At 73.4% G+C, this 13,844-nt stretch carries 14 protein-coding genes; 3 read left to right on the top strand and 11 right to left on the bottom strand.

The window, feature by feature from the left end:
* The first annotated feature begins 12 nt into the window (after positions 1-12).
* Positions 13-807 carry a class I SAM-dependent methyltransferase gene (locus ACZ7MY_RS13590; RefSeq protein ID WP_499601629.1) on the top strand — a complete coding sequence of 265 codons (795 nt, stop codon included), beginning with the start codon at positions 13-15 and terminating at the stop codon, positions 805-807.
* Positions 808-946: 139 nt separating this feature from the next.
* Here the strand turns inward: ACZ7MY_RS13590 and lepB are convergent, their stop codons facing one another.
* Positions 947-1,618 (bottom strand): signal peptidase I, encoded by a 672-nt coding sequence (lepB, locus tag ACZ7MY_RS13585; protein WP_499601626.1) that lies wholly within the window; start codon positions 1,616-1,618, stop codon positions 947-949.
* A gap of 120 nt (positions 1,619-1,738) precedes the next feature.
* Here lepB and ACZ7MY_RS13580 point away from each other — a divergent pair, with 120 nt between their 5' ends.
* Together ACZ7MY_RS13580 and ACZ7MY_RS13575 are read left to right on the top strand one after the other, a co-directional pair.
* On the top strand, positions 1,739-3,214 hold the full coding sequence (locus ACZ7MY_RS13580) for an ArnT family glycosyltransferase (protein ID WP_499601625.1): 1,476 nt from the start codon (positions 1,739-1,741) through the stop codon (positions 3,212-3,214).
* Positions 3,215-3,433: 219 nt separating this feature from the next.
* Positions 3,434-4,285, top strand: a complete 852-nt coding sequence (locus tag ACZ7MY_RS13575) for an LLM class flavin-dependent oxidoreductase (RefSeq protein WP_499601622.1) — start codon at positions 3,434-3,436, stop codon at positions 4,283-4,285.
* Positions 4,286-4,334: 49 nt separating this feature from the next.
* Here the strand turns inward: ACZ7MY_RS13575 and ACZ7MY_RS13570 are convergent, their stop codons facing one another.
* The 10 genes from ACZ7MY_RS13570 to ACZ7MY_RS13525 form a co-directional block, all read right to left on the bottom strand.
* A complete protein-coding gene (locus ACZ7MY_RS13570) occupies positions 4,335-5,090 on the bottom strand; it encodes a sirohydrochlorin chelatase (RefSeq protein WP_499601619.1) in 756 nt (251 codons plus the stop codon).
* A 2-nt stretch (positions 5,091-5,092) separates the two neighbouring features.
* Entirely contained in the window at positions 5,093-5,986 is an 894-nt protein-coding gene (locus ACZ7MY_RS13565) for an ABC transporter permease (protein WP_499601617.1), read from the bottom strand.
* On the bottom strand, positions 5,973-6,767 hold the full coding sequence (locus ACZ7MY_RS13560; RefSeq protein ID WP_499601614.1) for an ABC transporter ATP-binding protein: 795 nt from the start codon (positions 6,765-6,767) through the stop codon (positions 5,973-5,975). Before ACZ7MY_RS13560 ends, ACZ7MY_RS13565 begins: the two co-directional genes overlap by 14 nt.
* Before the next feature lie 53 nt (positions 6,768-6,820).
* The gene (locus ACZ7MY_RS13555) at positions 6,821-7,897 is read right to left on the bottom strand and encodes an ABC transporter substrate-binding protein (protein ID WP_499601998.1); all 1,077 of its coding nucleotides are present in this window, start codon (positions 7,895-7,897) and stop codon (positions 6,821-6,823) included.
* Positions 7,898-8,172: 275 nt separating this feature from the next.
* Positions 8,173-9,522: a sulfate adenylyltransferase subunit 1 gene (locus ACZ7MY_RS13550; RefSeq protein ID WP_499601612.1), complete on the bottom strand. Its 1,350-nt coding sequence runs from the start codon at positions 9,520-9,522 to the stop codon at positions 8,173-8,175.
* A 2-nt stretch (positions 9,523-9,524) separates the two neighbouring features.
* Positions 9,525-10,460, bottom strand: a complete 936-nt coding sequence (gene cysD / locus ACZ7MY_RS13545) for a sulfate adenylyltransferase subunit CysD (RefSeq protein WP_499601611.1) — start codon at positions 10,458-10,460, stop codon at positions 9,525-9,527.
* A 76-nt stretch (positions 10,461-10,536) separates the two neighbouring features.
* Positions 10,537-11,082 carry an adenylyl-sulfate kinase gene (cysC, locus tag ACZ7MY_RS13540; RefSeq protein ID WP_499601610.1) on the bottom strand — a complete coding sequence of 182 codons (546 nt, stop codon included), beginning with the start codon at positions 11,080-11,082 and terminating at the stop codon, positions 10,537-10,539.
* 32 nt (positions 11,083-11,114) lie between these two features.
* Positions 11,115-11,822, bottom strand: a complete 708-nt coding sequence (locus ACZ7MY_RS13535; protein WP_499601608.1) for a phosphoadenylyl-sulfate reductase — start codon at positions 11,820-11,822, stop codon at positions 11,115-11,117.
* The gene (locus tag ACZ7MY_RS13530; protein WP_499601605.1) at positions 11,819-11,998 is read right to left on the bottom strand and encodes a hypothetical protein; all 180 of its coding nucleotides are present in this window, start codon (positions 11,996-11,998) and stop codon (positions 11,819-11,821) included. Before ACZ7MY_RS13530 ends, ACZ7MY_RS13535 begins: the two co-directional genes overlap by 4 nt.
* Positions 11,995-13,692, bottom strand: coding sequence for a nitrite/sulfite reductase (locus ACZ7MY_RS13525; protein ID WP_499601604.1), 1,698 nt, complete (start codon positions 13,690-13,692; stop codon positions 11,995-11,997). Before ACZ7MY_RS13525 ends, ACZ7MY_RS13530 begins: the two co-directional genes overlap by 4 nt.
* Positions 13,693-13,844 lie beyond the last annotated feature (152 nt).

Below are 13,844 nucleotides of genomic sequence, written 5' to 3'. Positions count from 1 at the left end.
TACGGTGCCCGGATGGAGCGTCGCCGCGTGGAACTCGGCCGGGTCCAGGAGACCCTGCTCATACCGCTGCGGGCACGGGCGGCCGAGACCCGCCGCAGGCGTCCGCTGACCCGCGACCCCCGCTCGGTGGAGGTGGCCGAGGCACTCGACCGCGACCTCACGCGCGTCGGCGGCAGGCTGCGGCTGCTCGGGCCCGTCTTCCGCGGGGTCGTCCTCGACGACTGGGTGCGGGAGTTCCTCGACGAACACCCCGCGGGCACCGTCGTCGAGATCGGCGTCGGCCTCAACACCCGTTACGAGCGGCTCGACAACGGCACCGCCACCTGGGTCGAGATCGACCTGCCGGACGTCGTCGCGCTGCGCCGGGAGCTCTTCGCGGAGCACGAGCGCCGCCGCATCGTCGCGGGCTCGGCGGCCGAACCGGACTGGGCGGCAGCGGTGGCGGCCGCCCCCGGTCCCCACCTCTTCGTCTCCGAGGCCGTGCTCATCTACCTCGACGAGGCGGGCGCCCGCTCCGCCGTGGACGTCATCCGCGACCGGTTCCCCGGCTCGGTGCTCCTGATGGACACCGTCGGCTCCGCGGAGGCCCGCAGGCCGCGCGCCGTCGACGTCGGCTGGAGCTGCGACGACCCGCGCGAACTGGCCGCCTGGGGGCTGCGGTTGCGCGACTCCCGCACCCTGTGGGACCTCCCGCCACAGGCGCGTGCCCGGCTCACCACGGGGCGCCGCCTGCTGAGCGCCCTGCTCGACCGCGCCTCACGCGGCGCGGGCTCGCGGCTGTCCCGCTTCGACGTCGACGGGCGGTAGGCGCAGGGGTGTTGGGCGGGCGGCGTCGTCGTCGGCGGTGGCGGCGGTCGTTCGGCTGTCGCGCCGTCTCGCGCCCTGCGGGCGCGAGACGAACCCGCACCCGCCCACCGGCGCGCGCACCCCACCCCCGTCAGTGCGTCTACGGCACCGGCGGCGCGGCACCCCAGACCGGCGGCAGGACCGGGCGCTGCTCGCGGCGACGGGCGGCCCGGGCCACGAGGCCCAGCACCAGTCCCGTGACGGCCGACGCGAAGCCGAGCAGCGCCGCCAGGGCCAGCAGCAGGGGGCCGGTGCGGTCCTCCAGCACGCGGGCCCGGACGCCGGCGGCGGGGAGGGTGCCGGACTGTTCCCGGACGAAGTAGCGGGAGTCCATGGAGTCCGCGCGGTGGTCGCCCAGCAGGAACAGCCGTCCCCGGGGCACCGTGACGTCGAACGCCGGGGCCCCGCCGGACGGATCCCCGTCCTTCACGTACGGCTCAGACAGTTCCTTGCCGTTCACCGTCACCGGCCCGCCGCGCCGCTCCGCGACGCGGTCGCCGCCCTCGCCGATCACGCGCTCGAGCACCGGCCCGCCGCCGTAGCGGTCGCCGCCGTCGATCAGGACGACGTCGCCGCGCCGGACGTCGTCCGCGCCGATCCGCTCGAACAGCAGCCGCTCACCGGGGGAGTAGCCCGGTTCCATGGACGCGCTGGCGACCGTGCCCGTCGTGTAGTCCGTCCGCGACGTCACCACCGCGCCGACCACGAGCACCAGTCCCACCGGCCCGAGCACCCACGCCGCGACGCGCCGCCGTCTTCCCGCCTCTGCCATGGCCCCTCTGCCCCTCTCGCATTCCGGTAGGCCGACACTAGGACACGGCCCTCCGGCCGGAACCGTGGCCCCCGGGGCAGCGCGCCGGTACCGTCGACTGGGATCACCGGGGGGTGGGGGATGTCCGCTACGCACGTCCGCGCGCAGGTGGCGTCGTTCGCCACCGTGCCGGTGCTCGGGGTCGCGGCCGCCCTCGCGGCCGTGCTGACGGCGCTGTCCGGCCGCTACGGCTTCCACCGCGACGAGTTGTACTTCCTCGTCGCCGGTGACCACCCCGCCTGGGGCTACGTCGACCAGCCCCCGCTCACCCCGCTCGCCGCCCGCCTGTCCACCGCGGTCCTCGGCGACTCGCCCGCAGGGCTGCGGGCGGTCGCCACCCTCGCCTGTGCCGCGACCGTCGTGGTCGTGGCAGCCGTCGCCAGGGAACTGGGCGGCGGTCGGTCGGCCCAGGTGCTCGCGGCGGTGTGCACGGCGGTCTCCGGATTCGTCGTCGCCGTCGGCCACATGGTCTCCACCGCCACCTTCGACGTCCTGGTGTGGGTGGTCGTCTGCTGGCTCGCGCTGCGGCTGCTGCGCACCGGCGACCGCCGCCTGTGGCTCTCGGTGGGCGCGGCGCTCGGCATCGGCATGGAGAACAAGTACCTGGTCGCCCTGCTGGCCTTCGCCCTGCTCGCGGCGCTGCTCGCCACCGGCCCACGGGACGTGCTGCGCGGCTGGTGGCCGCCGGCCGCAGTCGTCGTCGCGCTGGCGCTGGCCGCCCCCAACCTGTGGTGGCAGGCGGCGCACGGCTGGCCCCAGTTGACCGTCGCGGGCGGCATCAGCAGTGACGACGGCGCCGAGAACCGTGTCCTGTTCGTGCCCCAGCAGATCGTCTTCCTCTCACCGGCGTTCGTCCCGGTGTGGATCGCGGGCGGCCTGCGGTTGTGGCGCGATCCGGAGCTGCGCTGGGCGCGCGCGATCACCCCGGCGTACCTGCTCCTGGCCGTCGTCGTCCTCGCCTCCGGCGGCAAGGCCTACTACTGCCTGCCGCTGCTGCTCGTCCTGCTCGCCGCGGGTTGCGTCACGGCCGTCTCCCGGCCGCGCGCCATGTGGCCGGCCGTCGCGGTGACGGCGGCCGTCACCGCCCTGATCTCGCTGCCGGTGCTCCCGCCGGGCGCGGTGTCCGCGGTGAACGCCGTCAACAAGGAGCAGGGCGAGCAGATCGGCTGGCCGCGGCTCGCCGACGCCGTCGCCGACGCCTGGTCGGGCGTCCCCGCCACCGACCGGCCCCGCGCGGTCGTCCTCGCCCAGAACTACGGCGAGGCCGGCGCACTGGCCCACTACGGCCCCGCCCGCGGCCTGCCCGCCCCCTACTCGGCGCACATGAGCTTCGCCGACTGGGGCCCGCCGCCCGACTCCGCCACCGGCCCCGTGCTGCTGGTCCGCCAGGAGGACGCCGACGGCATCGAACGGCACTTCACCGGATGCCGGCAGGTCGGCCGGGTCGACAACGGCCACGGAGTCGACAACGAGGAACAGCACGCCGCGATCGTCCTGTGCGCCGCCCCAAAGGCGCCGTGGTCGCGGCTGTGGCCGTCGCTGCGCCACTACTACTAGCGCCGGGGACGTCCGCGGCACCCGTGCGTGCCCGCGGTGTCGCGGCCGCCGCGACACGGGGAAATGAGTCGCCGCTGCCTGCGGCGGAGCGTTACGGTGGACGGACTCGATGATCACGCTCCCCTGAAGGACGCCGCAGAACGGGAGCGGCCCGCACGGCAGGTGCGTGGTGACGGAGGGGCGGCACCACATGTCCGTGCCCTTCCCGAGGAGTTCCCCATGAAGATCGGTCTCGGCCTTCCCGTCGACGACCCCGCCGTGCTGACGACCTGGGCCCGCCGCGCCGACGACGGCCCCTTCAGCAGTCTCGGCCTGCTCGACCGTCTCGTGTACGACAACCCCGAGCCCCTGGTCACCCTCGCCGTGCTCGCCGGGGCGACCCGCCGGATCCGGCTGCAGACCGAGGTGCTCATCTCCCCGTTCCGTGACGGCGCCGTCCTGGCCAAGCAGGCGGCCACGCTCGACCGCCTCTCCGGAGGCCGCTTCACCCTCGGCCTCGGGGTGGGCGCGCGCGAGGACGACTTCCGTGCGGCCGGTGCCGACTTCCGCCGCCGCGGCCGTCTGCTCGACGAGCAGCTGGCCGTGCTGCGCCGCCTCTGGGCGGGCGACCCGTACGGCGACGGGGCCGGGCCCATCGGACCCGCCCCGGCGACCCCGGGCGGGCCGGAGGTGCTGTTCGGCGGCTTCGTCCCGGCGGCGCTCGACAGGGTCGGCCGTCACGGCGACGGCTTCCTCGGCGCCGGGATGCCGCCCAAGTCGATGGACCGGCTCTTCCGCGAGGCGGAGCGCAGCTGGGAGCGGTACGCGCGGCCCGGCCGGCCGCGGCTCGTCGCCCAGGCCAACGTCGCGCTCGGACCCGACGAGGTGGTCACCGCGGCCCGCGACAACATCCGCGCCTACTACGCCTTCAGCGGGTTCGCCGACCGTGTCGCCGAAGGCCTGCTGACCACCCCGGAGCAGATCCGTGACGCGGTCGCCGGCTACGGCGGCATCGGCGCCGACGAAGTGATGCTCTACTGCTGGGCGTCGGACCCCGGCCAGGTGGAACGCCTGGCGGACGCCGTGTCCTGACGCCGTGTCCCGCCGCCGTCCGGGGGCCGGACGGCGGCGGCCCCGCGCCTCAGGCCAGGGCCAGCGACAGGCGCGGCTGAAGTGCCTCGTCGAAGCGGCGCAGCAGCAGGCGGGCGACCTCCGGGGCGTCGCCGAGGACGCCGGCGAGGACGTCTGCCCCGGAGGCCAGGGCGCCACGGGCGATGCGGTCGGGCAGGAAGCCCGGCGCGATGACGTACGGCGCGACGGCGACGTGCCGTACGCCCTCGGCGCGCAGTCCGCGCACCGCCTCGTCCGTGGTGGGAAGGGATGCGGAGGCGAACGCAGGCCGCACGGCGCACCAACCGGTACGCCGCCACTCCCGCGCGATTTCTGCGATCACTGCGATCGCCTCCGGGTCGGAGGAGCCCGCCGAGGCCAGGACGATCCCGGTCGAGGGGCGGTCGCCGGGCCCGAGCCCGGCCCCGCGCAGCCGCCGCTCCAGCGCGGCGAGCAGCAGCGGTGAGGGGCCGAGCACGTCGGCCCGGCGTACGCGCATCCGGGCGTGGCGCGCCGCGGACTCGCGCAGCACCGCGGGGATGTCCGCCTTGGCGTGGAAGGCCCGGGTCAGCAGCAGCGGCAACGCCACCACGTCGCGCACGCCCTCCGCGGCCAGCCGGTCCACGACCTGCGGCACGTTCGGCGCGCAGTGGTCGAGGAAGGCCGTCTCCACCCGCAGTCCGGGACGGGCCGCGCGGACCCGCCCGGTCAGGGCGTGGACGGTCGCGGCGTGCCGCGGGTCGCGGCTGCCGTGGGCGATGACGAGGAGGACGGGCTGCGCGGTCATGGTCAGCCCCGTGCGAACAGGCCGCGGCTGCGGAGCACCGTGCGCTCCAGCGGCGCGAACACCAGCAGTTCGATGCCGATGCCGACGACCAGGATCAGCAGGATCGCGGCCAGCACGCTCGGCATGTCGGACAGTTCGCGCCCCTGCTCCAGCAACTGGCCCAGGCCCACGCCGAGGTCGGGGGAGGTGGCGATGAGCTCGGCGGCCATCAGGGAGCGCCAGGAGAAGGCCCAGCCCTGCTTGAGGCCGGCGAGGTAGCCCGGCAGGGCGGCGGGCAGCAGCACGTGCCGCACCGCGTGGACACCGGTGGCGCCGATGGTGCGGCCGGCCCGCAGGAACAGCGGCGGGATCTGGTCGACGCCCGCGACCAGGCCGTTGGCGATCGAGGGCACCGCGCCCAGCAGCACCACGCAGTAGATCGTGGCGTCCGAGAGGCCGAACCAGATGATCGACGCGGGCACCCATGCCACCGACGGCAGGGACTGCAGGCCCGACAGGATCGGCCCGATCGCGGCCCGTACCACCCGGACCCGCGCCACGAGCAGGCCGAGCGGCGTGCCGATCGCGACGGAGGCCACGAAGCCCAGCGCGCCGCGCGACAGGCTGGTCCAGACGTACCCGAGGAGGGTGCCGTCGAGCCACTTGTCCTGCAATGCGCGTCCGACCTCCGCCGGACTGGGCAGCTGGTAGTGCGGCTTGACCTCGAAGTGGTAGGCGAGCTGCCACACCACCAGCACCAGGGCGATGGCGACGAGCGGCGGAACGGCCTTCTGCAGCAGCGTACGGGCCAGCGGCACCCGCGCGGCCGAGCGCGTCTCCAAGGCGTCGAGGCCGGCCTCGAGCCCCGCGAGGTCCCCGCCGTGCCCGCTGTGCGCCTTCGTGTCAGTGCTGGCCATGTCGGCGGATCTCCCCCCGGAGGTGTTCGGTGATCTCCACGGAGAGCTCGGCGACCGCCGAGTCCTCGATGCGGCGCGGCTGCGGGATGTCGACCGTCCACTCCCGGGCGATCCGTCCCGGCCGCGAGGAGAGCAGCACGACCCGCTGCGCGAGCCGCACCGCCTCGCGGACGTTGTGGGTCACGAAGAGCACCGACAGGCGGGTCTCGGCCCAGATGCGGGTGAGTTCCTCGTGGAGGACGTCGCGGGTGATGGCGTCGAGGGCCGCGAACGGCTCGTCCATCAGCAGCAGCTGGCTGTCCTGGGCCAGGGCCCGGGCGAGCGCGACGCGCTGCCGCATGCCGCCGGACAGTTCGTGCACCCGCTTGCCGTACGCGCCCTTCAGGCGGACGAGCTCCAGCAGGCGCTCGGCCTCCGGGCGCCGCTCGGCGCGCGGCACGCCGCGCATGCGCAGGGCGAGTTCGATGTTCCTGCCCGCGGTGAGCCACGGGAACAGGGCGTGCTCCTGGAACATCAGGGCCGGGCGGCCGCCGGGGGTCTCGATGCCCCCGGCGGTCGGCCGGTCGAGGCCCGCGACCAGGTTGAGCAGTGTGGACTTGCCGCAGCCCGAGGCCCCCAGGAGGCAGACGAACTCGCCGGGGGCGACGTCGAGGCTGATGTCGTCCAGCACGTGCGTCTCCGCACCGGGACGGCCGAAGGACTTCGAGACGTGCTCGAGCCGTGCGGCGTACGGGGCCGCTTCGACCGTTACGGCGGGCTGGTTGGTGAGTGCGGTGGCCATGGCGTCACCTCCTGGGGGCTGGGGCTGCGGGCTTCATCGGGTGCTGCCGGGGTTCAGCCGCCGAGACCGGCGTCGTCGATCCCGGTCTTGCCCTCGCCCTTGAGGACCTTGTTGAGGAGCGACAGGTCGTAGATCCCCTTGAGGGAGGGCTTCTCCAGCAGGCCGGCGGTGACGGCGTGGTCGGCCTCGGTCTGCAGCGTGGACGCCAGCGGGTCGTCGATGACCTGGATGCTCTGCCACGCCGGGTCGATGACGTCGGCGGGCAGCGGCTTCCCGGAGAGCTTCTCCAGTTGGGCGTTGGCGTCGGCCTTCGCCTTGTCCGGGTTGGCGTTGATCCAGGCGTTGGTCTTCACCGAGCCGCGCAGGACGGCCTCGACGACGTCCGGGTGGGCCGTGAGGAACGCCTGGGAGACGATCACGTTGGTGATGACGAACTTCTTGTCCGGCCACAGGTCGCGCTCGTCCAGCAGCACCTTCGCGCCCTCGGCGACCAGCTTGGACGCGGTGGGCTCGGGGACCCAGGCGCCGTCGATCGACCCGGTCTTGTAGGCGTCGGGCGTCACCTTGTTGTCCGTGCGGACCACGGAGACGTCGCCCTTGCCGCTGGTGGCGTCGACCTTCCAGCCCTGCTCGGCGATCCAGTTGAGGAAGGCCACGTCCTGGGTGTTGCCGAGCTGCGGGGTGGCGATCTTCTTGCCCTTGACGTCCTTCAGGGACTTGATCTTGTCCGGGTTGACGACCAGTTTGACGCCGCCGGAGGCCGAACCGGAGATGATCTTCAGGCTCTTGCCGCCCGACTTCGTCCAGCCGTTGACCGCCGGGGAGGGGCCGATCCAGCCGATGTCGATGGAACCGGCGTTGAGGGCCTCGATCTCGGCGGGCCCGGCGTTGAAGACCGACTCCTTGATCGTGGTGCCCGAGCCCAGTTCGTCCGCGAAGAAGCCCTCCTTCAGACCCACCAGCGGGGTGGCGTGGGTGAGGTTCGCGAAGTAGCCGATCTTCACCGTCGAGGCGGACAGCTTCTTGCTGGTGCCGCTGCTCGCGGCCGCGTTGGTGGTGTCGTCCTTCTTCTCGGAGCCGTAGCCGCAGGCGGCGAGGGCCAGCAGCGGCAGAAGGACGGCGCCCGCCATGAGGCGGCGACGGGCGGACGTTCTCGGGGCGGTGGTGCGATCGGCAGTCACGGGAGGTGGTCCTCTCGGTGGCCCCGGCTCGCGCCCTCTAGGGCGCGCCGGGGTGGTGGCTGTCTGGATGTCGGTGGTGCGGTGCCGCCTGCGCGGCGCGGGTACGGTGCTCGGGCGGGGTCAGCGCGCACATCGCGTCACACCGCCCGTGCCGCTGCCCAGACAGCCGCTGCCGACCCGACCGCCCTCCTTGGCGAATCCCGCGAAGGCGTCGTCGAACGCCATCAGAAGTCCCACCCCTCCTCGTCACCGGCCGCGTCCGCGGCGGCCGTGGCGGTACGGACGGCGAAGGCCTCGCCCGCCATGCCGGCGGTCAGCGTGGTGCCGTCCGCCGGGTCGATCAGCAGGAAGGACCCGGTGAGCCGCGAGTCGGCGTACGCGTCGAGCGGCAGCGGCTCCGCGGTGCGCAGCACCACCGTGCCGATGTCGTTGACGCCGAACTCGCCCGGCTCGTCCTGGTGCTCCAGGCCCCGGGTCAGGTCGACCCGGTACGGGAGCCGCTTCACGATCGCCTTGACCGTGCGCGTGCTGTGCTTGAGCAGGACGCGGGCGCCGACCGCCAGTGGACGCTCGTGCAGGTGGCACACGGTCGCCTCGACGTCCTGGGTGGTCTCCGGGGCGGCGGCGGACGGCGCGATCAGGTCGCCCCGCGAGACGTCCAGGTCGTCGGCGAGCAGCAGCGTCACCGATTGCGGCGCCCACGCCACGTCGACCGGGGTGCCGAGCAGGTCGATGCCGCTGATCGTGCTGGTCAGCCCGGACGGCAGCACCGTCACCGGGTCGCCGACGCGGAGCACGCCCGAGGCGATCCGGCCCGCGTAGCCGCGGTAGTCCGGGTGCTCGGCGGTCTGCGGGCGGATCACGTACTGCACGGGGAAGCGCGCCGGGTGCCCGCCGGGGTCGCTGCCGACGGGGACGGTCTCCAGGTGCTCCAGGACCGTCGGGCCGCCGTACCAGTCCATGTTCGCCGACGGGGTCACGACGTTGTCGCCGGCCAGGGCCGAGATGGGGATCGCGGTGATCTCCGGGACGCCGATCGACGCCGCGTAGGCGGTGAACTCCTCGGCGACGGCCGCGAAGACCGGCTCCGACCAGTCGACCAAATCCATCTTGTTGACCGCGAGCACCACGTGCGGAACCCGCAGCAGCGCGGCCACCGCCGCGTGCCGGCGGGTCTGCTCCACCACGCCGTTGCGGGCGTCCACCAGGATCACGGTCAGCTCGGCGGTCGAGGCGCCCGTCACCATGTTCCGCGTGTACTGCACGTGCCCCGGTGTGTCCGCCAGGATGAACCGCCGCCTCGGCGTGGCGAAGTAGCGGTACGCCACGTCGATGGTGATGCCCTGCTCGCGTTCGGCGCGCAGGCCGTCGGTGAGCAGCGCCAGGTCGGGCGCGTCCTGCCCGCGGCGCGCGGAGGCCAGCTCGACGGCCTCCAGCTGGTCGGCGAGCACCGACTTGGAGTCGTGCAGCAACCGGCCGACCAGGGTGGACTTGCCGTCGTCGACGGAGCCCGCGGTGGCGAAGCGCAGCAGGGAGGTGGCCGAGAGCTGCTCGGCGGTGGTGCCGGTGGTCATGGCTAGAAGTACCCCTCGCGCTTGCGGTCTTCCATCGCGGCCTCGGAGAGCTTGTCGTCGGCCCGGGTGGCCCCGCGCTCGGTGAGCCGGGACGCGGCGATCTCGGCGATGACGGCGTCGATGCCGGCGGCGTCGGAGTCCACCGCCCCGGTGCACGACATGTCGCCCACCGTGCGGTAGCGGACCAGCCGGGTCTCCACCGTCTCGCCGTCCTTCGGGCCGCCCCAGTCGCCCGCGGTCAGCCACATGCCGCTGCGCCGGAACACCTCGCGCTCGTGGGCGTAGTAGATCTCCGGCAGCTCGATGCCCTCGCGGGCGATGTACTGCCACACGTCCAGCTCGGTCCAGTTGGACAGCGGGAAGACACGCACGTGCTCACCGGGGGCGTGCCGGCCGTTGTAGAGCTGCCACAGCTCGGGGCGCTGGCGCCGCGGGTCCCACTGGGAGAACTCGTCGCGCAGCGAGAACACCCGCTCCTTGGCCCGGGCCTTCTCCTCGTCGCGGCGGCCGCCGCCGAAGACCGCGTCGAAGCGGTGCTCCTGGATGGCCTCGGTGAGCGGCACCGTCTGCAGCGGGTTGCGGGTGCCGTCGGGGCGCTCGCGCAGCCGGCCGTCGTCGATGTAGTCCTGCACCGAGGCGACGTGCAGCCGCAGCGAGTGCTCCGCCACGGTGCGGTCGCGGTACTCCAGCACCTCGGGGAAGTTGTGGCCCGTGTCGACGTGCAGCAGCGAGAAGGGGACCGCCGCGGGGGCGAAGGCCTTCAGCGCCAGGTGGAGCATGACGATGGAGTCCTTGCCGCCGGAGAAGAGGATCACCGGCCGCTCGAACTCGCCCGCGACCTCGCGGAAGATGTGCACCGCCTCCGACTCCAGCGCGTCCAGGTGCGACAGCGCGAAGGGGTTCGCGGTGCTCTCGTCGACGGCGACGACCGTGGTCATGCCGTTCCCCTTTCACTCGGTCCGCTCGCTCGTCCGGCCGCCCCTGCCGCCCGGGCCGCCGGGAGGTGTCCACGGTTCACGCCAGTCCCCTCTCCACGAGAAGCGCGTCGACCAGCGCCGCCGAGTCCTCGACGGTGTGGTCCTGGGTCTCGATCCGCAGGTCGGGGGTCTCGGGCGCCTCGTACGGGTCGTCGACACCGGTCAGCCCCGATATCTCGCCCGCGGCCTGCTTGGCGTACAGGCCCTTCACGTCGCGCGTGGAGCAGACCTCCACGGGGGTGGCGACGTGCACCTCCAGGTACGTCGTGCCGCGCGCCTCGTGGCGCTTGCGGACGGCCTCCCGGCTGTCGGCGTACGGCGCGATGACCGGGACGAGCACGGTGACGCCGTGGGAGGCGAGCAGCTCCGCCACGAAGCCGATGCGCTGCACGTTGGTGTGCCGGTCCTCGCGGCCGAAGCCGAGGCCCGCGGAGAGGAACTCGCGGATCTCGTCCCCGTCCAGGACCTCGACCCGGCGCCCGTCACCGCGCAGCCGCGCGGCCAGCGCCCGCGCGATCGTGGTCTTGCCCGCACTCGGCAGACCGGTGAGCCACACCGTGGCGCCCGCGTCCGTCACGCTCATCCGCCCCTCCCGGGAGGTCCGTTCCGTCGTCATCAGCCGTGCAGCCCGCACTCGGTCTTCGCCCGGCCCGCCCACCGGCCGGCCCGGGCGTCCTCGCCCGCCAGCACCCGGCGGGTGCAGGGGGCGCAGCCGACCGAGGCGTAGCCGTCCATGAGCAACGGATTCGTGAGTACCCCGTGATCGGCGACGTAGGAGTCCACGTCGTCTTGCGTCCAGCGGGCGATGGGGGAAACTTTGACCTTGCCGCGCCGGGCGTCCCAGCCGACGACCGGGGTGTCCGCCCGGGTAGGGGACTCGTCGCGGCGCAGTCCGGTCGCCCAGGCGTCGTAGCCGGTCAGTCCCTCCTCCAGCGGCTCGACCTTCCGCAGCGCGCAGCACAGGTCGGGGTCGCGGTCGTGGAGCCGGGGCCCGTGCTCGGCGTCCTGCTCGGCCACCGTCCGTCGCGGCGTCAGCGTGATGACCCGTACGTCCATGACGGCCGCGACCGCGTCGCGGGTGCCGATGGTCTCGGGGAAGTGGTAGCCGGTGTCGAGGAAGACGACGTCGACGCCCGGGGCGGCGCGTGCGGCCAGGTGCGCCACGACCGCGTCCTCCATCGAGGAGGTGACGCAGAACCGGGAGCCGAAGGTGCCGGTGGCCCAGCGCAGGATGTCCAGCGCCGGGGCGTCCTCCAGGTCGCGTCCCGCCTGCTCGGCCAGCGTCCGCAGTTCGTCCGCGGTGTGCCGCTGCACGGTGCTCACGAAGGGCCTCCCTCACGGGTGTCGGTCCGCAGCCCCCGGGCCAGCAGGCCCAGGAACTTCAGCTGGAACGCGCGGTTGCAGGCCCGGCACTCCCAGGCGCCGTGGCCCTGCTCCGCCGGGTGCAGGTCCTCCTCACCGCAGTAGGGGCAGTGGAAGGGCGCGGCACGCTCGCTCACGACAGCGCCTCCTCGTCCGCCCGGGTCACCCACTGCGCGAAGCGCTCGCCTTCCGCCCGCCCGTCCTGGAAGCGCTTCAGGACGCGCTCGACGTAGTCGGGCAGTTCGTCCGCGGTGACCTTCAGGCCGCGGACCTTGCGGCCGAAACCGGCCTCCAGGCCCAGCGCGCCGCCCAGGTGCACCTGGTAGCCCTCCACCTGACGGCCCTCGTCGTCCAGCACCAGCTGGCCCTTGAGGCCGATGTCGGCGACCTGGATGCGGGCGCAGGCGTTGGGGCAGCCGTTGATGTTGATCGTGATCGGTTCGTCGAACTCCGGGAGCCGGCGCTCGAGTTCGTCGATCAGCGAGGAGCCGCGCGCCTTGGTCTCGACGATCGCCAGCTTGCAGAACTCGATGCCGGTGCAGGCCATCGTGCCGCGCCGGAACGGGGAGGGCCGCACCTGCAGGTCCAGTGCCTCCAGGCCCGAGACGAGCGAGTCGACCCGGTCCTGCTCGACGTCCAGCACGATCATCTTCTGCTCGACGGTCGTCCGCAGCCGCCCCGAGCCGTGCGCCTCCGCCAGCTCCGCGATCTTGCTGAGGGTGGCGCCGTCCACCCGGCCGACGCGCGGCGCGAAACCGACGTAGAAGCGGCCGTCCTTCTGGCGGTGCACGCCCACGTGGTCCCGCCAGCGCTCGACCGGCTGGTCGGGCGCGGGGCCGTCGGCGAGCTTCCGCCCCAGGTACTCGTCCTGGAGCACCAGCCGGAACTTCTCCGCGCCCCAGTCGGCGACCAGGAACTTCAGCCGCGCGCGGTTGCGCAGCCGCCGGTAGCCGTAGTCGCGGAAGATCGAGATGACGCCCTCGAAGACGTCCGGGACCTCCTCCAGCGGCACCCACGCGCCAAGCCGGACGCCGATCTTCGGGTTGGTGGACAGGCCGCCGCCGACCCACACGTCGAAGCCCGGGCCGTGCTCGGGGTGGCGGACGCCGACGAAGGCGACGTCGTTGATCTCGTGGGCCACGTCCAGCAGCGGAGAGCCGGAGATCGCCGACTTGAACTTGCGCGGGAGGTTCGAGAACTCCTTGTTGCCGACGATGCGGCGGTGCGCCTCGTCCACGGCCCACGTGCCGTCGACGATCTCGTCCTCGGCGATCCCGGCGACCGGCGAGCCGAGGATGACGCGCGGGGTGTCGCCGCACGCCTCGGTGGTGGACAGGCCCACGGCCTCCAGCCGCTCCCAGATCTCGGCGACGTCCTCGATGCGGATCCAGTGCAGCTGGATGTTCTGCCGGTCGGTGATGTCGGCGGTGCCGCGGGCGAACTCCTGGGAGACCTCGCCGATGACCCGCAGCTGCTCCGTGGTGAGCCGGCCGCCGTCGACGCGGATCCGGAGCATGAAGAACTTGTCGTCCAGCTCCTCCGGTTCCAGGATCGCGGTCTTCCCGCCGTCGATCCCGGGCTTGCGCTGGGTGTACAGGCCCCACCAGCGCATGCGGCCGCGCAGGTCTGCCCCGTCGATCGCGTCGAAGCCGCGGTAGCGGTAGATCGTCTCAATGCGTGTCCGCACGTTGAGACCGTCGTCGTCCCGCTTGAACTGCTCGTTGGCGTTGAGCGGCGTCATGTGACCGACCGCCCACTGGCCCTCGCCGCGGTGGCGGCTCACCTTGCGGCGCGGCGCGGCGGCGTTCGGCTGGTCAGGGGTGGATGCCATGGCGATGCAGTCCTTCTGGCAGGCTGGAAAGAGTCGGTCGTAGCGCAAATGGTCCCCTTGGCCTGCGGATACGCCGGAACGCCGGGAAAGGCGCAGGGCGTGGGCGCGTCATTGCGCCCGCGAGACCGGGGACGGCCGGATCAGTCCTGAAC

This window comes from Streptomyces sp. NPDC111520 (genome assembly GCF_055635295.1).
This window is presented reverse-complemented; position numbering and strand designations above follow the sequence as displayed.